At 61.1% G+C, this 21,823-nt stretch carries 22 protein-coding genes and 1 riboswitch; of the genes, 12 read left to right on the top strand and 10 right to left on the bottom strand.

Annotated elements, in window-relative coordinates; genetic code table 11:
• The first annotated feature begins 2 nt into the window (after positions 1-2).
• The 4 genes from metK (at position 3) to KL786_RS14505 (ending at position 4,016) form a co-directional block, all read left to right on the top strand.
• Positions 3-1,193 (top strand): methionine adenosyltransferase, encoded by a 1,191-nt coding sequence (gene metK, locus KL786_RS14490; protein ID WP_029297363.1) that lies wholly within the window; start codon positions 3-5, stop codon positions 1,191-1,193.
• Positions 1,194-1,413: 220 nt separating this feature from the next.
• A complete protein-coding gene (locus tag KL786_RS14495) occupies positions 1,414-1,761 on the top strand; it encodes a DUF1090 family protein (RefSeq protein ID WP_215518049.1) in 348 nt (115 codons plus the stop codon).
• Positions 1,762-1,859: 98 nt separating this feature from the next.
• On the top strand, positions 1,860-3,539 hold the full coding sequence (gene ligB, locus KL786_RS14500; RefSeq protein WP_458729842.1) for an NAD-dependent DNA ligase LigB: 1,680 nt from the start codon (positions 1,860-1,862) through the stop codon (positions 3,537-3,539).
• Between the two features lie 81 nt (positions 3,540-3,620).
• Positions 3,621-4,016, top strand: a complete 396-nt coding sequence (locus KL786_RS14505) for a DUF1090 domain-containing protein (protein ID WP_215518051.1) — start codon at positions 3,621-3,623, stop codon at positions 4,014-4,016.
• A 30-nt stretch (positions 4,017-4,046) separates the two neighbouring features.
• Here KL786_RS14505 and KL786_RS14510 read toward each other — a convergent pair whose 3' ends face one another.
• Positions 4,047-4,496, bottom strand: a complete 450-nt coding sequence (locus KL786_RS14510; RefSeq protein WP_090292295.1) for a c-type cytochrome — start codon at positions 4,494-4,496, stop codon at positions 4,047-4,049.
• A gap of 127 nt (positions 4,497-4,623) precedes the next feature.
• On the opposite strand from KL786_RS14510, the gene mltA reads away from it, so the two are divergent.
• Positions 4,624-5,811: a murein transglycosylase A gene (mltA, locus tag KL786_RS14515; protein ID WP_215518052.1), complete on the top strand. Its 1,188-nt coding sequence runs from the start codon at positions 4,624-4,626 to the stop codon at positions 5,809-5,811.
• A gap of 54 nt (positions 5,812-5,865) precedes the next feature.
• Here mltA and KL786_RS14520 read toward each other — a convergent pair whose 3' ends face one another.
• The 4 genes from KL786_RS14520 to KL786_RS14535 all read right to left on the bottom strand — a co-directional run bounded on the left by KL786_RS14520 (position 5,866) and on the right by KL786_RS14535 (position 8,572).
• A complete protein-coding gene (locus KL786_RS14520; RefSeq protein WP_215518053.1) occupies positions 5,866-6,252 on the bottom strand; it encodes an MAPEG family protein in 387 nt (128 codons plus the stop codon).
• A gap of 31 nt (positions 6,253-6,283) precedes the next feature.
• Positions 6,284-7,117, bottom strand: a complete 834-nt coding sequence (locus KL786_RS14525; protein ID WP_032858733.1) for an EamA family transporter — start codon at positions 7,115-7,117, stop codon at positions 6,284-6,286.
• Positions 7,118-7,200: 83 nt separating this feature from the next.
• A complete protein-coding gene (locus tag KL786_RS14530) occupies positions 7,201-8,088 on the bottom strand; it encodes a formate/nitrite transporter family protein (protein ID WP_215518054.1) in 888 nt (295 codons plus the stop codon).
• A gap of 85 nt (positions 8,089-8,173) precedes the next feature.
• Entirely contained in the window at positions 8,174-8,572 is a 399-nt protein-coding gene (locus tag KL786_RS14535; RefSeq protein WP_029297383.1) for an acyl-CoA thioesterase, read from the bottom strand.
• Positions 8,573-8,770: 198 nt separating this feature from the next.
• Positions 8,771-8,878: riboswitch (S-adenosyl-L-homocysteine riboswitch) on the top strand.
• A gap of 21 nt (positions 8,879-8,899) precedes the next feature.
• Between KL786_RS14535 and ahcY the strand changes: the two genes are divergently transcribed.
• From ahcY to rhlE2, 4 genes are all read left to right on the top strand, one after another.
• On the top strand, positions 8,900-10,309 hold the full coding sequence (gene ahcY / locus KL786_RS14540; RefSeq protein WP_032858735.1) for an adenosylhomocysteinase: 1,410 nt from the start codon (positions 8,900-8,902) through the stop codon (positions 10,307-10,309).
• A gap of 169 nt (positions 10,310-10,478) precedes the next feature.
• Positions 10,479-11,324, top strand: a complete 846-nt coding sequence (gene metF, locus KL786_RS14545) for a methylenetetrahydrofolate reductase [NAD(P)H] (protein WP_215518055.1) — start codon at positions 10,479-10,481, stop codon at positions 11,322-11,324.
• Between the two features lie 127 nt (positions 11,325-11,451).
• Positions 11,452-12,255, top strand: a complete 804-nt coding sequence (locus tag KL786_RS14550; protein WP_154843071.1) for a substrate-binding periplasmic protein — start codon at positions 11,452-11,454, stop codon at positions 12,253-12,255.
• 222 nt (positions 12,256-12,477) lie between these two features.
• A complete protein-coding gene (gene rhlE2 / locus KL786_RS14555; protein ID WP_215518056.1) occupies positions 12,478-14,358 on the top strand; it encodes an RNA helicase RhlE2 in 1,881 nt (626 codons plus the stop codon).
• A gap of 165 nt (positions 14,359-14,523) precedes the next feature.
• Here rhlE2 and KL786_RS14560 read toward each other — a convergent pair whose 3' ends face one another.
• On the bottom strand, positions 14,524-15,102 hold the full coding sequence (locus tag KL786_RS14560; RefSeq protein ID WP_215518057.1) for a YceI family protein: 579 nt from the start codon (positions 15,100-15,102) through the stop codon (positions 14,524-14,526).
• Between the two features lie 32 nt (positions 15,103-15,134).
• Positions 15,135-15,686: a cytochrome b gene (locus tag KL786_RS14565; RefSeq protein ID WP_032858744.1), complete on the bottom strand. Its 552-nt coding sequence runs from the start codon at positions 15,684-15,686 to the stop codon at positions 15,135-15,137.
• Positions 15,687-15,960: 274 nt separating this feature from the next.
• Between KL786_RS14565 and KL786_RS14570 the strand changes: the two genes are divergently transcribed.
• Entirely contained in the window at positions 15,961-17,367 is a 1,407-nt protein-coding gene (locus KL786_RS14570) for an adenosylmethionine--8-amino-7-oxononanoate transaminase (protein WP_215518058.1), read from the top strand.
• Between the two features lie 44 nt (positions 17,368-17,411).
• Positions 17,412-18,131: a 16S rRNA (uracil(1498)-N(3))-methyltransferase gene (locus KL786_RS14575; protein ID WP_215518059.1), complete on the top strand. Its 720-nt coding sequence runs from the start codon at positions 17,412-17,414 to the stop codon at positions 18,129-18,131.
• A 132-nt stretch (positions 18,132-18,263) separates the two neighbouring features.
• On the opposite strand, the gene KL786_RS14580 is transcribed toward KL786_RS14575, so the two are convergent.
• From KL786_RS14580 to KL786_RS14590, 3 genes are read right to left on the bottom strand one after another with little or no spacing between them, the layout of a single operon-like run.
• Positions 18,264-19,166 (bottom strand): transporter substrate-binding domain-containing protein, encoded by a 903-nt coding sequence (locus KL786_RS14580; protein WP_032858750.1) that lies wholly within the window; start codon positions 19,164-19,166, stop codon positions 18,264-18,266.
• A 24-nt stretch (positions 19,167-19,190) separates the two neighbouring features.
• The gene (locus tag KL786_RS14585) at positions 19,191-19,544 is read right to left on the bottom strand and encodes a RidA family protein (RefSeq protein ID WP_215518060.1); all 354 of its coding nucleotides are present in this window, start codon (positions 19,542-19,544) and stop codon (positions 19,191-19,193) included.
• Positions 19,545-19,553: 9 nt separating this feature from the next.
• Complete coding sequence (locus KL786_RS14590; RefSeq protein ID WP_215518061.1) at positions 19,554-20,795, bottom strand: D-amino acid dehydrogenase; 1,242 nt, start codon at positions 20,793-20,795, stop codon at positions 19,554-19,556.
• Positions 20,796-20,901: 106 nt separating this feature from the next.
• On the opposite strand from KL786_RS14590, the gene KL786_RS14595 reads away from it, so the two are divergent.
• Positions 20,902-21,804 (top strand): LysR family transcriptional regulator, encoded by a 903-nt coding sequence (locus tag KL786_RS14595; RefSeq protein WP_215518062.1) that lies wholly within the window; start codon positions 20,902-20,904, stop codon positions 21,802-21,804.
• Positions 21,805-21,823 lie beyond the last annotated feature (19 nt).

Consider the following 21,823-nt stretch of genomic DNA (forward strand, 5'->3'; position numbering starts at 1 on the left):
AGATGAGCGAATATTCCCTTTTCACCTCCGAGTCCGTGTCTGAAGGGCATCCGGACAAAATCGCCGACCAGATTTCTGATGCGGTGCTGGACGCCATCATTGCTGAAGACAAGTTCGCCCGCGTGGCGTGCGAGACGCTGGTGAAAACGGGCGTAGCAATCATCGCCGGTGAAGTCACCACTTCGGCCTGGGTCGACCTGGAGCAGATCGTCCGTGACGTGATCACCGACATCGGCTACACCAGTTCCGACGTTGGCTTCGACGGCGCGACCTGCGGCGTGATGAACATCATCGGCAAGCAGTCGCCTGACATCAACCAGGGTGTCGACCGTGCCAAGCCGGAAGATCAGGGCGCTGGCGACCAGGGCCTGATGTTCGGCTACGCCAGCAACGAAACCGACGTGCTGATGCCGGCGCCAATCACCTTCTCCCACCAACTGGTCAAGCGCCAGGCCGAAGCCCGCAAGTCCGGCCTGCTGCCTTGGCTGCGCCCGGATGCCAAGTCCCAGGTGACCTGCCGTTACGAAGGCGGCAAAGTGGTGGGCATCGACGCCGTGGTGCTGTCGACCCAGCACAACCCGGAAGTCTCCTACAAAGACCTGCGCGAAGGCGTGATGGAGCTGATCGTCAAGCACGTGCTGCCTGCCGAACTGCTGACCAAGGACACCCAGTTCCACATCAACCCGACCGGCCAGTTCATCATTGGTGGCCCAGTGGGCGACTGCGGTCTGACCGGCCGCAAGATCATCGTCGACAGCTACGGCGGCATGGCCCGTCACGGCGGCGGCGCATTCTCCGGCAAGGATCCCTCCAAGGTTGACCGCTCGGCGGCCTACGCTGGTCGTTATGTGGCCAAGAACATCGTCGCGGCCGGCCTGGCCGAGCGTTGCGAGATTCAGGTGTCCTACGCCATCGGTGTGGCCCAGCCTACGTCGATCTCGCTGAATACCTTCGGTACCGGCAAGATCAGCGACGACAAGATCGTCAAGCTGGTGCGTGAGATCTTCGACCTGCGTCCATACGCAATCACCACCATGCTCGACCTGCTGCACCCGATGTACCAGGAGACCGCGGCCTACGGCCACTTCGGCCGTACCCCTGAACAGAAGACCGTCGGCGACGACACCTTCACCACGTTCACCTGGGAAAAAACCGACCGCGCTGACGACCTGCGGACCGCCGCCGGCCTGTAATCGCTGCACGCAACACCCAAAGCCCTGCCCGGTTTGCCCGGCAGGGCTTTTTATTGCCTTTGTTGTAGGCGCGAGCTCACATTAATTGGATCCAACCCTTGCAGGCCAAATGATGGCCCACTAGAATCCGCCCCCTCCCGAGCCCTTAACCACATTGGATACTGCACTGCGCCTGCTCGGGATTGCCAAGTGCGCAGGCAATCGAACATTGAGGTTTTTCATGCGTATTGCAACTTTCGCCCCTGCCGCCATTCTGCTCAGCCTGTTCGTCCTGCCAGTACACGCTGCTGACCTGAGCGGCCTGACGGGCGCCCTGACCTCCCAACTGGGCGGCGCGTCCGGCAACTGCGAAAAACAGAGCCAGGAACTGCAAGCCAAGGTCGATGCCGCCAAAGCCAATGGCGAAGACCTGAAAGTGAAGGCCATGCAGGCTGCACTGGACCAAGTAAACAAAGGTTGCAAAAAAGTCGGTGAGTCCCAAGGCAAGCTCGACGAAGCCTCGCAAAAGCAGCAGGCCAAGGCTGATAGCAACGACACCGTGAAAGCCCTGGGCGGTCTGTTCAAGTAAGCAGAAACACCCGGTAAAAAGCCTCGCGCCTGCGGGGCTTTTTTATGGGCGTTTGCTTGCTTTAGGCTGGGCGCCCCTTCAGAGCAAGGATGCTCATGATGACGCCACGCCTGCTGACCTACCTGCTGTTGATGCTCTTCCCTTTCGTCACTTGGGCGCAGGGCTGCCCGGACTGGCCAGCCGACAAGGCCAAAGACGAAATAAACACCCTGCAACGGCAAATCGGCCTGTGGGACGACAGCTACCACCGGCTCGGCCAATCGCTGATCAGCGACGAACTCTACGACCAGGCCCGCATGCGCCTGGAGCAATGGCGGGGTTGCTTTGCACAGGCGCCGTCACCAGCCGACAACCCCCTGTCCAGCTCACGGGGCAGCCTCGCCCATCCCATCCCGCACACCGGCCTTGAAAAACTGCTCAACGACCGCGCCGTGGATGACTGGATCCGTACACGCAGCGACCTGTGGATACAACCCAAGGTCGATGGCGTGGCCGTTACCCTGGTCTATCGTGCGGGCCGCCTGACTCAGGTCATCAGCCGCGGTGATGGCCTGCTGGGCCAGGACTGGACCGCCTCGGCCCGCAGGATTCCCGGTATCGTGCAACAGCTGCCCGAGGCCATCGACCTGCTCTTGCAGGGTGAACTGTATTGGCGCCTCGACGCACACATACAAGGGGAGACGGGCGGCATGAATGCCCGCAGCAAAATCTCCGGGCTGATGAACCGCCAACAACTCAGTGACGCCGACGCCGCCGGTATCGGCCTGTTTGTCTGGGCCTGGCCGCAAGGGCCGGCAGACCTCAAGCAGCAACTGGACAGCCTCACACACTGGGGGTTTATCGACAGCCAACGCTACAGCCAGCCCATCGAGGACTTCGAACAAGCCCGGCACTGGCGTGCCTTCTGGCATGGGCAGCCATTGCCATTCGCCACCGATGGCGTGGTTCTGCACCAAAGCCAGCGCGCCCCGGCCCAGCGCTGGCAACCAAGTACACCGTATTGGGCCGTCGCCTGGAAATATCCGGCCGTCAAAGCCTTGGCCCATGTGCGCCAGGTCCGCTTCAAGATTGGCCGCACCGGCCGTATCACACCGATCCTGGAACTCGACCCGGTGTTGCTTGACGACCGACAGATCAAGCGCGTCAGTGTCGGCTCCCTGAAGCGCTGGCAGGCACTGGATATCCGCCCTGGAGACCAGGTATCCATCAGCCTTGCTGGCCAGGTGATCCCAAGGCTCGACCAGGTCATCCTGCGCAGCCACCCCCGTGTTGATGTCACGGTACCTGTCGCGAGCGATTTCCATCACCTGAGTTGCTGGCAACTGGCCCCAGGCTGCGAAGAACAGTTACTCGCCCGCTTGACCTGGCTCAGTGGCAAGCAGGGCCTGGACCTGCCACACATCGGCCGCGAGACCTGGAGCAACTTGATCCAGGCCGGCCAAATCAGTGGTTTAGTGGATTGGTTGAACCTTGATGAGACAGAGCTTGCTACCATTGACGGGTTCGGTGACCGCAGCAGTGCGCGCCTGCAGGCCAGCTTGCGCACTGCGCGCCAGCGACCGTTTGCTCAATGGTTGAAGGCCCTGGGTGTACCACCCAGCGCACGCAATAACCTGGCAGGCGACTGGCAGGCCCTGGCCGCCCGAGACGCGCAAGCGTGGCAGGCCGAAGCGGGAATCGGTCCGGGACGTGCAGCACAATTGAGCGCCTTTTTTCACGACCCTCAGGTGCTGGCCATGAGTGAAACGCTACGGGCTGCCGGGATCGACGGCTTTTAGTCCCGGGCCAACTACATTAACCGGTGCCGGCAGAAATCATCCTGCCCACCTGACAACGATCTTGTTTATTTTGGAGTTTCCATGAAGTTTCTTGCACCGCTTGCCCTATTGACCCTCACCAGCGCCCTCAGCACGCCATTGCTGGCTGCCGAGACAGCCCCGCAGCTGACCGGCTGCGCCGCCAAGCGCCAGGCCATCAGCCTGCAAATCGAACAGGCCAAGGCCCACGGCAACAGTGAGCAACAAGCCGGCCTGGAAAAGGCCTTGAGCGAAGTCACCGCCCACTGCACCGACGCCTCCCTGAAAAAGGAACGCGAAAACAAGGTGCTGGATGCCAAGCACGAAGTCAGCCGCCGTCAGGCCGACCTCGACAAGGCCATGAAAAAGGGCGACTCCGAGAAGATCAACAAGCGTAAGGATAAGCTCGCCGAGTCGCGCAAAGAGTTGCAGGAAGCCCTCGACGATCTGGACAAGTAAGACGCATACAGTCTTCTTGGCCGATCAGTCTCAATGGTCGCGAAACTGCTTATGACAGGCGCTGCAGGCATCTTCGACTTTCTGCACGGCCGGCCCCAGGTTACTGGCCTTGTAAGGCTGCACCTGGCTGGCGATCACCAATTCACCGGTGGCCGCCTCAAGGTTGCGCGCCAGTTCCTGGAACTGGGCCTGTTTCTGCCATACATCGTCCTTGGCACTGGTGTGATCTTCTTCGCGCACCGTTGGAAAGTGCTTCCACGGCTCATGGGACAGGGCGTCAAGCTTGACGGCGCCCTCGGCAAATTTCGCCCCGTCGAACGGGATACGGCCACGCAGCATGCCACCCAGGTCTTCGCCGGTCTTGAGCATCTGCTTGAAGATAGCCTTGCGCTGGCCCAACGGCGAATTCGGATCAACACCACCGCAGGCGGTCAGCGTCAGGCAGGCCAGCAATACAACAGTCAGTTTTTTAAAAGTCATGGTGGCTCTGGGTCACGGGAAACGGCGGCCAGTATCCTCGCCCCGCCCGCAAAGACCAATAGCCCTATTAATAATATGGATGCTTGCGCCGCGACCGGCTCGGGCAATCGCCTTGGAAATTACTTGCATGAATAACCTCCTCACCCCCTGGAGCCGCCGACTGGTGTGGGCTCTGCCAATGATCGCGCTGCTCGCCGGATGCGATGGCGGCAACACTCCGGCCCCCAAGCCTGCGCCCGAAAAACCTCACGCCGTGGCGACCTATGTCAGCGCCACCTGGGAAGCCCTGCCCGTGGTTTCGGACAGCGACCTGCAAGCCGGTTTCGAGTCCTGGCGCAGTGCCTGCCAACGCCTGAAGAACGATCCGGTGTGGGGCACCACCTGCGCTGCAGCGGCCAATGTGCAGGGCAATGCCGGCGACATCCGCAGCTTCCTCAAGCAACAGTTGGACGTCTACGGCCTGCGCTCGGCGGACGATACGCCCAATGGCCTGATCACTGGCTACTACGAACCCGTCTATCCAGGCAGCCTCACCGAAACTAAAACCGCCCATGTCCCCGTGTTTGGGGTGCCGGACGACCTGATCATCGTCAACCTCGAAAGCATCTACCCGGAACTCAAGGGCAAACGCCTGCGTGGGCGCCTGGAAGGCCGGGTACTCAAGCCTTATGACGATGCTGGCACCATCAACCAGCAAGGCTCCAGCGCCAAGCCGATTGCCTGGCTGACCCAGCCGATGGACCTGCAATTCCTGCAAATCCAGGGCTCTGGCCGCATCCAACTGGCTGATGGTCGCCAACTGCGCGTGGGTTACGCCGACCAGAACGGTTTCCCCTATCGCCCTATCGGCCGCTGGCTGGTGGAGCAAGGCGAGCTGAAGAAAGAAGAAGTCAGCATGGGCGCGATCAGTGCCTGGGCCAAGGCGCACCCGGAGCGCATCCCCGAGTTGCTGGCGAGCAACCCCAGCTACGTCTTTTTCAGCACCCGGCCCGACAGCAATGAAGGCCCACGTGGCTCGCTGAACGTGCCGCTGACCGCAGGTTACAGCGTGGCAGTGGACCGCAAGGTCATCCCGCTGGGCAGCCTGTTGTGGCTGTCGACAACCCGGCCCGACGGCTCGCCGGTGGTACGACCGGTAGCGGCCCAGGACACGGGGGGTGCAATTGTCGGTGAGGTACGTGCGGACCTGTTCTGGGGCACGGGAGATGCCGCAGGCGAGCTGGCCGGGAATATGAAGCAACAGGGCCAGATCTGGATGCTGTGGCCCAAGGGCGCAGCGCTACCCAAAGTGCCAGACGCCCCGACAGGAAGCTGAGGAGCGAATGTGGGAGCGAGCAAGCCCGCTCCCACACTGGATCTGCGGTGGACCTTACATCGAGACGAAGAAGAAGCTCGCAATCAACGCCATGCCCACGAACCACACCAGCGAGCGCAAGATCGCCCAGTCTGCCAGGTAGCAGATGATGTACAGCAGGCGACTGGTGATAAACAGCACCGCCAGTACGTTGATGGTCACCAGTTCCGCATTGCCTGCCATGTGGGCAATGATCACTGCGGCGGCAAACGCCGGGGTCACTTCAAAGCTGTTGAGCTGCGCGCTATGGGCACGCTTGGCAAAGCCTTCCAGGGTTTCCAGGAAGGCCCGGGGGTCATGGTTCTGCCGGGGCCCGAATTTGCCACCACTGAATTTGGCCACGCCGGTACACAGGTACGGCAGAAAAATTGCGATCAACACACACCAGAAAGCGACAGTCATCACTCATTCCTTTTTTAGTTTTATCCGCTGGTTAGAGTTTCATCACGAGCATGCCAATCAACACCAACCCACAGGCTAAGAGCCGGGAGCGGCCGAAAGGTTCTTTCAGGTAACGCATGCCGAACAACACCACCAGGATCACGCTGACTTCCCGCAGCGCGGCGGCCTCGGCAATCGAGCCCAACTGCATGGCCCAAAGCACCAGAGCGTAGCTCAACAACACGCACAACCCCACGCTCAGCCCCAATCGCCACTGGGTTCGCCAGAACAGGCTGAACGCGGCACGTTTGCGCACCATGGCCAACAGCGGGAAGGGCCAGGCGCTGAGCAGTGTCAGCCATACCAGGTAGTCCAACGGGTGCGACCAGCGCCGCAGCGCCTGCCCGTCGAGAAAGGTATAGCAGCCGATGCACAGGCCGATCAGCGCCACCACCGGCAACATCGACCAGGGCAACCGATCCCCGCCACCGCCCTGCCACAACAGGCACAGCATGCCGAACGGGATCAGCAGGATGCCGACAATCTGCTGGGTACTGAGCACTTCCCCGGCAAACACCAGGGTCAGCGCCAGCACCACCAGCGGTGATAAACCACGCATCAACGGGTACACCAGCCCCAGGTCACCGACGCGATAGGCCTGGATCAACAGGTAACGGTAGAGCAACTCGAACAAGGCCGAAGCGATGATCCACGGCCAGATTTCCAGGGGCGGCAGCGACACAAACCCCACCGCCAGCAGAACAAACAACAGCGCAACGCTGTCCATGCAGGCGATCACCAACAGGCGTTCGCCGCTGAATTTGATCAAGGTGTTCCACGTCGCATGCAACAGTGCCGCTACCAGTACCAAGACTGTCGCAAGCAATGGAACCTCCTATAAGTGATTCGTGATGTGTCAGCCCATATTTATACCAAATACCGCGCTGGCGCACCCTCTACACCCTGGCGTCACTGATCCTTGTCGATCGGCTGCGGATGCCTGGGATCCGCAGCCTTTTTGCCCGGCAAGCTGCTTTCGCTGCGAATCTGCGCATGGCTGATCAGCGCGAAGATAAAACTGCCGCCGATGATGTTGCCGGCCAGGGTCGGGCCGGCGAATACCAGCCAGAAGTCCTTCCACGGCAGCTCGCCGGCAAATACCAGGTAGGACACCTCCGCCGAGCCGACCACAATGTGGGTAAAGTCGCCCAGCGCCATCAGGTAGGTGATCAGGATAATGATCCACATCTTGGCGCTTTCCATGGACGGGATCATCCACACCATGGTGGCGATCATCCAACCGGAGACAATGCCCTTGGCGAACATCTGGCCGGTGTCGTTCTCCATGACCTTGCGCCCGATGTCGAGAAAGGCCAGGTCGGTCTTTGCATCAAAAATCGGCAAGTGCAACATCACATAGGCCACCAGCAAGGTGCCGCAGAGGTTGCCCACCAGCACCACTGTCCACAACCGCAACAAGCGCCCGGCATTGCCCAGAGTCGGTTTGCTCATTACCGGCAGCACGGCGGTCAGGGTGTTTTCGGTGAACAGTTGCTGGCGCGCGAGGATCACCGCGAGAAAGCCTGCGCAGTAGCCAAGGCTGGCAATCACCTTGAAGCCCTCGCCGTCCGGCAGGCGTGAGTTGAGCAACCCCATGGCCATCAAGGACAGGCCCATGGTCAAGCCGGCCGCCAGCGCAGACCACCACAACGCCGCTACGCTGCGCTCCAGCTCCTGGTCGCCCTGGGTACGGATGATTTCATGCAACACCGCCGCCCGGGGTGGCTGGTTTTTGTCCACGTCGTGCTGTTCTTCCTGCGACAGGTTGGGAGTCTTGCCGTCTTTTTGCGTGGCCATGGGCGTACCTGAACGAGGGGGCGATTTCAGGTACGACCCGTGCGCCCTCAAGAGCGTTCAATGACCACCGCTACACGGCGGATCGTTACTCGCTGTCATCCTGGAACTGGTCTTTCACATACTTGATCTCGGTACGACCATGGGGCGCCGGCAGGCCGTCCTCGCCGAGGTTGACGAAGACCATTTTTTCCACGGTCAGGATGCTCTTGCGCGTGATCTTGTTGCGCACTTCACAGGTCAGGGTGATGGAGGTGCGACCAAATTCGGTGGCGGTGATCCCCAGTTCGATGATGTCGCCCTGGCGCGAAGCGCTGACAAAGTTGATCTCGGAGATGTACTTGGTCACCACCCGCTGGTTACCCAGTTGGACAATCGCATAGATCGCCGCTTCTTCGTCGATCCAGCGCAACAGGCTGCCACCGAACAGGGTGCCGTTGGGGTTGAGGTCTTCGGGTTTTACCCATTTGCGGGTGTGGAAGTTCATGTTCACTCCAAAGCGTCTTGCGAAATGATGGGCAACATCATGGCAGAGCGCCGGCCCAAGCTCTATGAGCCATTGCCTATCACAGCCATGAGCGATCTTCATGAGCCCGACAGAAAGGCTTGGGAAGTCGGGCGCAGGCGGCTATAATCGCCACCGTTTCAAAACGGTCATCTGTGATTGATACCGTTCTCCCGCCACCTGTCCGAGGGGCGCTGCAGCAGGCCCTGGCCTGTCAGGCTCGGATGGGGCGTTGCCCAGCCGGGTTGTCCTGGTTGGATACTAAACGCACAACGGCGCCCATTCGCACACTACGAATGGAGGCTCTTCATGAGCGCTGTCAACACGCCTGCAGGTTTTACCGACTACAAAGTCGCCGATATGTCCCTCGCTGCCTGGGGCCGTCGCGAAACCTTTATCGCCGAATCCGAAATGCCAGCCCTGATGGGCCTGCGCCGCAAGTACGCCGCTGAACAGCCGCTCAAGGGCGCGAAGATTCTCGGCTGCATCCACATGACCATCCAGACTGCCGTACTGATCGAAACCCTGGTTGCCCTGGGTGCCGAAGTGCGTTGGTCGTCCTGCAACATCTTCTCGACTCAAGACCAGGCCGCGGCGGCTATCGCTGCTGCCGGCATCCCGGTCTTCGCCTGGAAAGGCGAGACCGAAGAAGAGTACGAGTGGTGCCTGGAGCAAACCATCTTGAAAGATGGCGCGCCTTGGGATGCCAACATGATCCTCGACGACGGCGGCGACCTGACCGAGCTGCTGCACAAGAAATACCCGGCCATCCTGGACCGCGTCCACGGTGTGACCGAAGAAACCACCACCGGTGTACACCGTCTGCTGGACATGCTGGCCAAGGGCGAGCTGAAAATCCCGGCCATCAACGTCAACGACTCGGTGACCAAGAGCAAGAACGACAACAAGTACGGCTGCCGTCACAGCCTCAACGATGCGATCAAGCGCGGCACCGACCACCTGCTGTCGGGCAAGCAAGCCCTGGTGATCGGCTACGGTGACGTGGGCAAGGGTTCGTCCCAGTCCCTGCGCCAGGAAGGCATGATCGTCAAGGTTTCCGAAGTTGACCCAATCTGCGCCATGCAAGCGTGCATGGACGGTTTCGAAGTGGTTTCGCCGTTCATCGACGGCCAGAACGACGGCACCGAAGCCAGCATCGACAAGGCCCTGCTGGGCAAGATCGACCTGATCGTGACCACCACCGGTAACGTGAATGTGTGCGATGCCAACATGCTCAAGGCCCTGAAAAAGCGCGCCGTGGTGTGCAACATCGGTCACTTCGACAACGAAATCGACACCGCTTTCATGCGCAAGAACTGGGCATGGGAAGAAGTCAAACCTCAGGTGCACAAGGTTCACCGTACCGGTGCCGGTGATTTCGACCCGCAGAACGACGACTACCTGATCCTGCTGGCCGAAGGCCGCCTGGTTAACCTGGGCAACGCCACTGGCCACCCAAGCCGCATCATGGATGGCTCGTTCGCCAACCAGGTACTGGCGCAGATCTTCCTGTTCGGCCAGAAATACGCCGACCTGTCGCCCGCCCAGAAAGCCGAGCGCCTGACCGTGGAAGTACTGCCGAAGAAACTCGACGAAGAAGTGGCCCTGGAAATGGTCCGCGGCTTCGGCGGCGTCGTGACTCAACTGACCAAGACCCAGGCCGACTACATCGGCGTGACGGTTGAAGGTCCGTTCAAGCCGCACGCCTACCGCTACTAAGCAGCCGGCTCTCTCCCTGCTGGAGCGGGCTTGTGTGGGAGCGGGCTTGCTCGCGAATGCGCAGTGTCAGTCAAAGCAGTAACGACTGGCACACCGCATTCGCGAGCAAGCCCGCTCCCACATTGACGGTGTATGTCTTCCGGTTTTATGAGTTTTCAAGGGTATTACCATGTCCCAAGACCGTCGCTACAGCTTCGAGTTCTTCCCGACCAAGACCGATGCTGGGCATGAAAAACTAATGGCGACTGCCAAGCAGTTGGCCAGCTACAACCCCGATTTTTTCTCCTGCACCTACGGCGCAGGCGGCTCGACCCGTGATCGCACGATCAACACCGTGCTGCAGCTCGAAAGCGAAGTCAAAGTGCCTGCCGCTCCGCACCTGTCGTGCGTGGGCGACAGCAAGGACGACCTGCGCGGCCTGCTGACCCAATACAAGGCTGCCGGCATCAAGCGCATCGTCGCCCTGCGCGGTGACCTGCCGTCCGGCATGGGTATCGCCAGCGGCGAGCTGCGTTACGCCAATGACCTGGTGAGCTTCATTCGGGAAGAGACCGGTGACCATTTCCACATCGAAGTGGCCGCCTACCCGGAAATGCACCCCCAGGCGCGCAACTTCGAAGACGATCTCAACAACTTCGTACGCAAAGCCAATGCCGGCGCCAACAGTGCGATCACCCAGTACTTCTTCAACGCCGACAGCTACTTCTACTTCGTCGAGCGCGTGCAGGCCCTGGGCGTGAATATCCCGATCGTGCCGGGCATCATGCCGATCACCAACTACAGCAAGCTGGCGCGTTTCTCTGACGCTTGCGGTGCAGAAATCCCACGCTGGGTGCGCAAGCAACTGGAAGCTTATGGCGATGACGTCAAAAGCATCCAGGCCTTCGGCGAGCAGGTCATCAGTGAAATGTGCGAGACCCTGCTGCAAGGTGGCGCACCCGGGCTGCACTTCTACACCCTGAACCAGGCTGACCCGAGCCTGGCGATCTGGAACAACCTCAAGCTGCCACGCTGAGGCTGCCCCGTGTACTGCCGGCCCGGAATCCTTGCGGGTCGGCAGCACAATAAAAGTTCAGGTTTGCTGCCTGAAGATCCCCGATCCAGAGCTTCTCTTTAACCTGAGACAGTCGTAACCTCAGGGTATGCCCGTCATTCTCCAGTTGTTGACCGCCGTTCTTTTTACTTGCCTGAGCCTGACCGCCCACGGCGAGAAATTACGCATTGTCACCGAACCCTGGGCGCCTTACGTCTACGAAGAAAACGGCCAGATGCGCGGGCTCGACTACGAGACCACGGTCATCGTGTTCCAGCGCCTGGGGATCGAGGTGCAATGGCAGTTCCTGCCCTGGAAGCGTTGCCTGGCCATGCTCGACCAGGGCCTGGCCGATGGCGCGCTGGATATCTTTCACAGCCATGAGCGGGACGCCGCGCTGCTTTACCCCAGCGAACCGCTGTCCCAGGTTGAGTTTGTGATGTTCTACGCCAACCAGCGCCCGCATCCGTTCCAGACCCTGGATGACCTCAAGGGGCTGACCATCGGCACCTCGCCGGGCTACCTGTATGGCCGTGAATTCAGCGAGTCCACGGGATTCACCCGTGAGCCGGCCCCCAGCCATGAAGCCAACTTCGGTAAATTGGCCCGTGGTCGGATTGACCTGGTGATCACCGACCGCCGGGTCGGCCAACATGTGCTCAAGGCGTTGGGCCTGGAAAACCAGGTCACCCAGGCGCCGCCGGTGATCAGCAGCCAGAAGCAATTCCTCGCCGTACGCCGTGGCGCAGGCATGGACTTGCTGGTCCAGCGCTTTGCCGCCGAACTCAAGCGCTTCAAGCAAGAGCCCGCCTACGCGGCCTTGAGCGCAAAATATGCCGGTTCACACGCACAAATAGCCCCGTCAGCGCGGCTGGACGACACCGTTGAGCAGCAGGAAAGCAGCGCGCAGTGATTGCTCTGTTATACTCCGGCCTTTCCGCCAGGCTTACGCCCGGCCGCTGAGGTCTTGAAAAAGGCACCCAACCCCGCTACAGCGCAGCTTTTCAGCCCGCGCGAGCCGGTGGAGTGCCCGCCAGACGCAGCAGGACCGGACGGGATTGCGCTCCCCTAAGCGCCATTCGCGCCCGGCAAGATTATCCCTTTGGGCCAAGCCCTAACTAAAACAGGATTACTCATGTCCTTTGCTTCCCTCGGTCTCTCCGAGGCTTTAGTCCGCGCCATCGAGGCAGCGGGTTATACCGAGCCTACTCCGGTGCAACAGCGGGCCATTCCCGCCGTGTTGCAAGGTCGCGACCTGATGGTCGCGGCACAGACAGGTACTGGTAAAACCGGTGGCTTCGCCCTCCCGATTCTGGAGCGGTTGTTCCCCAACGGTCACCCGGACAAATCCCAGCGTCACGGCCCGCGCCAACCGCGCGTACTGGTCCTGACCCCCACCCGCGAACTCGCAGCCCAAGTGCATGACAGCTTCAAGCTGTATGCCCGCGACCTGAAGTTCGTCAGCGCCTGCATCTTCGGCGGCGTCGGCATGAACCCACAGGTCCAGGCCATGTCCCGTGGTGTTGACGTGCTTGTCGCCTGCCCTGGTCGTTTGCTCGACCTGTGCGGCCAAGGCAGCGTCGATCTGTCCCACGTGGAAATCCTCGTGCTGGACGAAGCCGACCGTATGCTCGACATGGGCTTTGTCCATGACGTGAAGAAAGTCCTCGCACGCCTGCCGGCCAAGCGTCAGAACCTGCTGTTCTCGGCAACGTTCTCCAACGACATCACCGCCCTGGCCGGCAAGCTGCTGCACAACCCCGAGCGCATCGAAGTCACGCCGCCCAACACCACGGTCGAGCGTATCGAGCAACGGGTGTTCCGCCTGCCAGCCAGCCACAAGCGCTCGCTGTTGGCGCACCTGATCACCGCTGGCGCCTGGGAACAGGTCCTGGTGTTCACCCGCACCAAGCACGGCGCCAACCGCCTGGCCGAGTACCTGGACAAGCACGGCCTGACCGCCGTCGCCATCCACGGCAACAAGAGCCAGAACGCGCGCACCAAGGCCCTGGCCGACTTCAAGGCCGGCTCCGTACGCATCCTGGTTGCCACCGATATCGCCGCACGCGGCCTGGATATCGACCAACTGCCACACGTGGTCAACTTCGAGCTGCCTAACGTCGATGAAGACTACGTGCACCGTATCGGCCGTACTGGCCGTGCCGGTCGTTCGGGCGAGGCCATTTCCCTGGTCGCGCCGGATGAAGAAAAACTGCTGAAAAGCATCGAGCGCATGACCAAGCAGAAAATCGCCGACGGCGACCTGATGGGCTTCGATTCCAGCACCGTGGAAGCCGAAAAACCGGAAGTGCGCGAGCGTCCGGACGTGCGTAACCCACGCAACCCACGCGGTCCAAAGGGCGATGGCCCGAACGGCGGCGGTGGTGGCGGTGGTCGTCGCGACAAAGGCAAGGACAAGGGCGGCAAGGAAAAAGCGCCAACCAACGGCCGTGGCGAACGTCCAGCCCGTGAGCAAAAGCCCCGCGAAGGCACCCCAGCCCGTGAACAGCGCCAGCCGAGCCAGCCGCCACGTGCTGCCGCTGACCGCGCACCGGACGAGTTCCTCGACGACGATGTGGATAACTTCGGTAACCGCGTTGACTACGTGCCCCAGGCCAAGCCGGCCCAGGGCCGTGGTCGTCGTCCAGGTGCCCCGGCACCGGGTGCTGGCGCAGGCACTCCGCGCACCGGTGGCCAGCCACAGGGTCGCCAGAATGGTCCGCGCAACAACAGCGGTGGCACCACCGGCACGCCACCTGCCAAGCGCAGTGGTCCGCGTAACGGCGCACCGCGTGATGGCCAGGCCCGTCGCGAAGAGTCGCGTAACCGTCGCCCGGCTCGTGATGAGCAGCCGCGCCTGTCAGAGCCGGCCGTGCAGAACCCGCGCGGCGGCCCTGCACCGAAGATCATTCACAAAGAATCGAAAAGTGATCGGATCCTGACACCTGAACAGTTGGATCAACTGCCAGGCCGTCCTCGTGGTGAAAAACCTGCGTTGCTGACTCGCAACCGCTGATTTTCATAGCGCCACGAAAAATGCCCCGGTTCGAAAGATCCGGGGCATTTTTTATGGACTGGGCATCGATCAACTGTGGGAGCTGGCTTGCCTGCTCCCACATTGACCGCGTTCCAGGCTAAAAAAAACCGGATCTCTCGATCCGGTTTTTTATGCCCGCAACAATTACTTCTGCTTCACACCTTCGATCGAGATGTCCAGGTCCAGGGTCTGGGAAGACGGGCCTGGGCCTTTGATGCCGAAGTCATTCAGGTTCAGCGTGGTCTTGGCGTTGAAGCCAGCACGTTCGCCGCCCCATGGGTCCTTGCCTTCACCGTTGAAAACGGCCTTGAAGGTCACAGGCTTGGTCACACCGTGAAGGGTCAGGTCGCCGGTCACGTCAGCGGTTTTTTCGCCGGTGGACTTAACCGAGGTCGACACGAACTTGGACTCAGGGAACTTGGCAACGTCCAGGAAATCTTTGCTGGCGATATGCTTGTCACGTTCAGCGTGGTTGGACCACAGGCTGTTGGTTTTCAGGTCGACCGCGATCTTGCTGGCTTCAGGCTTGGCGGCATCCCAGCTAAAGGTACCGTCGAAGTCTTTGAACGTACCGTGGATGAAGCTGTAGCCCAAATGGCTGATTTTCCAATCGACGAAGGCGTGCTGGCCTTCCTTGTCGATCTTGTAATCAGCGGCCATCACCTGACCAGCAGACAGCAGAGCAGAACCGAGTGCCAGAGCGGCGAGAGTCTTTTTCAACATGCTTTCTATTCCTTGTGAGTCGAGGTTGAACATCAGGCTTTGCGCCCCAGCATACGCACCAGGGTCGCATCACGATCAATAAAGTGGTGTTTCAAGGCAGCCACGCCATGCAGGCCGGCAAACACCACCAGTACCCAGGCCAGGTACAAATGCACCAGGCCAGCTACGTCTGCCTGGTCCGGTAGACCGGAAACCACGGCAGGAATTTCAAACAAACCAAACACCGGGATCCCGACACCGTCTGCGGTGGAAATCAGGTAGCCAGCAATCATCACGGCAAACAGCCCGAGATACAGGAAAGCATGGCCAAATGCCGCGCCAATCCGCGTCATGCGGCTATAACTGGCCAACGCTGGCGGCGGCGGGCTGAGCAGACGCCAGACAATACGCACCAACATGACGGCAAACAGCGTGAGGCCAATGCTCTTGTGCAAATCCGGTGCGTCTTTACGCCAGGCGCTGTAATAGTCGAGACCGACCATCCACAGGCCCAACGCGAACAAACCAAACACCACCAGCGCCACGCTCCAGTGAATAACAATGCTGACCCAGCCGTAGCGGGTCGATGAGTTTCGTAGCTGCATTACCCAAATCCCGTAAGAACTGTGCCCAAGACTAGCGATTTATCTATCGATATAAAGCGGAAAATTTCGCTTCGAAAGATCGATTAATCCGATCTTGAGACTATGAACACTAAATTAACCAGGGATTAAGGACTATTCAGCAGAAACGTGACAGACCGTCCTGCATTTACTGCCAATTCACCGTTCATGGGTTGTGACACAGCCCGCCATTGCATAGGCTTGCGCGATTGTTTTGCCTGCGCAGGCCGTGGCAGCGCTTCGAGGAGACTAAAAGATGGGCTTGAATAACCAGTGGATGCAGCGCGACCTTGCGGTGCTGTGGCATCCCTGCACCCAGATGAAAGACCACCAGCAACTGCCACTGGTGCCGATCAAGCGCGGTGAAGGCGTGTGGCTGGAAGACTTCGAAGGCAAGCGCTACCTCGATGCCGTCAGTTCCTGGTGGGTCAACGTATTCGGCCACGCCAACCCGCGCATCAACCAGCGCATCAAGGACCAGGTGGACCAACTGGAACACGTGATCCTCGCCGGCTTCAGCCACCAGCCGGTAATCGAGCTGTCCGAGCGCCTGGTGAAGATCACACCCGAAGGCCTGACCCGGTGTTTCTACGCCGACAATGGCTCGTCGTGCATCGAAGTCGCGCTGAAGATGAGCTTTCACTATTGGCTCAACCGCGGCCAGCCGAACAAAAAGCGTTTCGTCACCCTGACTAACAGCTACCACGGCGAAACCATCGCCGCGATGTCGGTAGGCGATGTGCCATTGTTCACCGAGACCTACAAGGCCTTGCTGCTGGACACCATCAAGGTGCCAAGCCCGGACTGCTACCTGCGCCCCGAAGGCATGAGCTGGGAAGAACACTCGCGCAACATGTTCCAGGCCATGGAACAGACCCTGGCGGACAACCACGACAGCGTCGCCGCCGTGATCGTCGAACCGCTGATCCAGGGCGCCGGTGGCATGCGCATGTACCACCCGGTGTACCTCAAGCTGCTGCGCGAAGCCTGCGACCGGTATGGCGTACACCTGATCCACGACGAAATCGCCGTGGGCTTTGGCCGTACCGGCAGCATGTTCGCCTGTGAGCAAGCGGGCATCCGCCCGGACTTCCTGTGCCTGTCCAAGGCCCTGACTGGCGGCTACCTGCCACTGGCGGCCGTGGTCACCACCGAAGATGTGTACAGCGCCTTCTACGACGACTACCCGACCCTGCGCGCCTTCCTGCATTCCCACAGCTATACCGGCAACCCACTGGCATGTGCAGCGGCCCTGGCGACCCTGGATATCTTCGAAGAAGACAACGTCATCGAGAACAACCAGGCCCTGGCCCAACGCATGGCCACGGCCACCGCGCACCTGGTGGACCACCCCCATGTGTCAGAAGTGCGCCAGACCGGCATGGTGCTGGCCATCGAGATGGTGCAGGACAAGGCCACCAAGACGGCCTACCCGTGGCAGGAACGGCGCGGCCTGAAAGTATTCGAACACGCCCTGGAACGCGGGGCCTTGCTGCGGCCCCTGGGTAGCGTGGTGTATTTCCTGCCGCCGTACGTGATTACCCCGGAGCAGATCGACTTCCTGGCCGAAGTGGCGACGCAAGGCATTGATATCGCCACCAACAGCAAAGTCAGCGTGGCAGTACCGAAAGACTTTCACCCAGGCTTTCGCGACCCTGGCTGACCTCAGCCGTATAGCAATACACACATTATTTGCAGAGAACACCCATGAGACTGTCGCGCTTTTTCACCGATACCCCGCTAAGCCTTGGCGACCACGAGTTGCCCGAAGCCCAGGCGCATTACATCAGCCGCGTGCTGCGCATGAACGAAGGCGATGCCGTGCAACTGTTCGACGGCTCCGGCCAGGAGTTTCGCGGTAGCCTGCTGGAAGTCGGGAAAAAACGCGTGACCGTGCAACTGACCGAAGCCTTCGCCGGCCAGATCGAATCGCCGCTGCACATTCACCTGGGCCAGGGGCTGTCCCGTGGCGAGCGTATGGACTGGGCGATCCAGAAGGCCACCGAGCTTGGGGTCAACGCCATCACGCCGATCTTCAGCGAGCGCTGCGAAGTGCGCCTCAAGGACGAACGTGCCGACAAACGCCTGCTGCACTGGCGCCAGGTCTCAATCAGCGCCTGCGAGCAATGCGGCCGCTCCACGGTGCCGGTGATTCACCCACCGCTGTTGCTGGCCGACTGGCTGAAACAGGTCGAGGCCGATCTGAAGCTGGTGCTGCACCCGGTGGCCGAACCGCTGGTGAGCCATGCCAAGCCGTCGAGCCTGGCGTTCTTGATCGGGCCGGAGGGTGGCTTGACCGATGGCGAAGTAGAAACCGCACAACACGCAGGTTTCCACGCCGCACGACTGGGCCCGCGGGTGTTGCGCACCGAGACTGCACCGGTAGTCGCGCTATCCGTCGCTCAACAACTCTGGGGCGACTTCTAACCCCACCTTGCAAACCCAATCAAACTGTAGGAGCTGGCTTGCCTGCGATGGCGGCATCAAGGTCTGCGCAAGACTGGCGGGCCTCATCGCCGGCAAGCCAGCTCCTACAGTGTTGATCGGGTGCTCGCCTGTTTATTCCACCGGATCACTCACCGGCTTGGCAATGATCGCCTTCAGCTCACTGGTCATCGGAAACTCCAGGTTCAAGCCCTTCGGCGGAATCGGCTGTTCAAACCAGCGCTGGTAAATCCCATTGATTTCCCCCGAGCTGTACAGCTCGCCCAGGGTCTCGTTGACCACCGCCAGAAACTGCGGGTCATCCTTGCGCACCATGCAGCTGTAGATTTCCCGCGACTGCTCCTCGCCTACCACCACCCATTTGTGCGGGTCCTTGGCCTTGGCGCGCTCGCCGTAGAGCAACGCGTCATCCATATAGAACGCCACGGCGCGGCCCGATTGCAGCATCTGGAACGCTTCACCATGGTCCTTGGCGCTGATTACCGACATATCCAACTTGTGCTCGTGGTTGTAGCTCTTGAGGAACCGTTCGTTGGTGGTACCCGCGGTGGTCACCACATTCTTGCCACGCAGGTCGGCAAAGCGTTGGATGCCGCTGTCGTTGGCCGTGAGCAACTGGCCCTTCACGTAGATAAAGCCATAGGAAAACGCCACCTGCTTCTGCCGCTCGGCCGTGACCCCGGTGGAGCCGCACTCAAGGTCCACGGTGCCGTTGATCACCAACGGAATGCGGGTCTGGGAGGTGACCAGGTTGTACTTCACGTTGAGCTGGGGCACGCCAGTCTTCTGCTGGATGCGCTCGACGATCTTGCTCGCCAGGTCCACCGAGTAACCCATGGGCTTGCCGGTGTGGTCACCGACATAGGAAAACGGCACCGACGCATCGCGGTATCCAAGGGTGATGCTCTTGGCATTGGCGACCTTGGCCAGGGTGCCCGTCAGCGGCGCTTCATTGGCCTGGGCCTGGGCCGTCAACAACAGCCCCAGTGCAGTGCCGATCAACGTGATTTTGTGCATTGTTATTCTCCGTTGGTTTTCTTGTTATGGACGACGTACAGCAATGACGCTGATTTCCACCAGCACGCTCGGGCGTGCCAGTTCCGCCTGCAGGGTGGTGCGGGTCGGTGCCTGGCCGGGCGTGAGCCAGGCGGACCAGACATCATTCATTGGCGCAAAGCCATCCTGGATGTTCTTCAGGTAAATGGTTGCGTTGAGCAGATGATCCTTGTCGCTGCCAGCCTCGGCCAGTAGCGCATCAATTTTGGCCAGCACCTCTCGGGTCTGGGTGGTGACGTCCTGGCCTTCGCCCGGCACCTGGCCGGAGAGAAATACCAGGTCCTGGAAGGTCACGGCGCCCGACAGGCGACTGTTGCTGTTGATCCGGGTGATGGTCATTGCAATGTCCTAAGCGGCGCGGGGCGCAAGGCCCTGCATATCAATGGAAGGTCTGTGCTGGCCGATCAGTTCCGCCAACACCTGGCCGCTGCCACAAGCCAGGGTGAAACCCAGGGCGCCGTGACCGAGGTTGAGCCACAGGTTGCGGTACACACTGGCGCCAATCAGCGGCACGCCGCTGGGGGTGGCCGGGCGCATGCCGGCCCACTCGATGGCTTGGCTGTAATCGCCGGCCAGGGGGAACGTCTCACTGGCCTGGCGCTTGATCAGGGCCAGGCGCTTGGGCTCAAGGCCCGTATCAAAGCCGACGATGTCGACCATTGCCGCCACCCGCAACTGCTCGCCGATACGTGCGTACACAATCTTGCGGTCATAGTCGGTGATGCTGATCCTTGGCGCTGCATGCTGCTCGCCGATCGGCACGCTCAAGCTGTAGCCCTTGAGCGGGTACAACGGCAAGGCGATGCCCGGCAAGGCCAGTTCGGGGCTGCGCACCCCCGCTGCCAGCACCAGGTGCTCCACCGGCATGACCTCGCCGCCCAACTCAATCGCCTGCACCGTGCCGTTGGCATGGCGGATACCGGTGACCTTGCGGCCCAGCAAAAACCGGCAGCGGCCCGACGCTTCCAGGCGCGCGGCTAATTGTTGGCAAAACGCATGACAGTCCGCCACTTCTTCATTGGGCGTGTAGATCCCGCCAACAAAATCCTGGGCACCCAGGGTCGGCTCCAGCCGTGTGCACTCGGCAGCGGACAACACCTGCTGTTGCAGGCGGTCCATGACCTTGCCCCGGGCATGCTCGAAGGTGTGATGGCTGCGAAACGTCACCAGCTTGCCGTTGCGCTGCCAGTCGAAGCCGTCCAGCCCATCCTCTTCGCGCCATTGCTGCAAGATGCCCTGACTCAAGGTGGCCAGGCGCAGCAAGTGGCTGGCATTGCGCTTGTTCACCGAAGCCCGGCAGGCGCCGAGGAACGAGGCCATCCAGCGCCATTGCGCCGGGTCCAGGCGGGGCCGCAGCTTCAACGGCGAGTCACCGCGCAGCAACCAGCCAATGGCTTGCAGCGGCACGCCTTTGTCCGCCAGCGGCGCGACGTAGCGATAGGACAGTTGGCCGCCATTGGCAAAACTGGTCTCGCTGCCCAGGCTGTCGCGGGCCTCGACCACCGTCACGTCCATGCCGGCGCGCACCAGGGCATAGGCGCTCGCCAGACCGATGACCCCACCGCCAATGATGCAAACCTGCTGAGCCATGTGCGTTCTCGATGCTTGTTATGAGCGTCCAAGACTAGGGGCAGGTGACAGGCGCCGGACAATGAATAAAGATGGGCCACCTATAAACAAAGGTTATGGACTCGTCATGCGCTTGCGTCATATCGAAATCTTCCAGGCCATCCGCCAGACCGGCTCCGTCAGCGCCGCCGCGCAGTTGCTGCACGTCTCGCAACCGGCGGTGACCAAGGTGCTGCAACACGCCGAACTGCAACTGGGCTTCCCGCTGTTCCTGCGCATACGCGGCAAACTGCAGCCCACCCCGGAAGCCCTGGCCCTAGAGCGCGAAGTCGATAAGGTCAGCGAAAGCCTGCAAGGCGTGCGACGCCTGGCCCAGAACCTGCGGCGCGCGCCCGGCCAAAGCCTGCGCATCGGCGCCACACCGGCCCTGGCCTTGTCATTGTTGCCACCGGCGATTGGCGAGTGGACCCAACGCTACCCGGACATTGCCTGCGAACTGTCCAGCGCCCACAGCCGCGAACTGGTGCAAAACCTGTTGATGCGCGAGATGGATGTGGCGCTGACGCTCAAGTCCCCGGACCATCCAGGGCTCAAGGCCCAGGCCTTGGCCCATGGCGTGTTGGTCGCGCTGGCGCCACGGGGTTACTGGGCACAGGCTGAATTGGGCAAGCCCTTGCCCCTGATGGCCCTGGCGGGCGCACCGTTGATTGGCCTGTCCAGCGCCGACCCGCTGTCGGCGCGACTCGACAGTTACCTGGAAGCCGTCGAACCGCCGCCGCGCGTGCGCATTTCAGTCCAGACCTACTCCCTGGCCCGGGCCATGGTGGAGTCCGGCGCCGGCCTGGCGGTAATCGACCCCTTCACTGCACTGGGCGCCGCCACCGACAGCACCTGCATCCGCCCTTTGGCCCCGCCGCTGCCCATCACCTTGTATGCGCTGACCCGCGCGGATGAACCGCCGCCGCATATGTTGGCCAGCCTGCTGGAGATCTTTGGCAGCCGTGCCCAGGAGCAGCTAGACCGCCTCTAAAACACCGCAGAACCCTGTA

Origin of the sequence: Pseudomonas sp. TAE6080 (genome assembly GCF_018732265.1) — a bacterium.
GTDB lineage: Bacteria > Pseudomonadota > Gammaproteobacteria > Pseudomonadales > Pseudomonadaceae > Aquipseudomonas > Aquipseudomonas brenneri.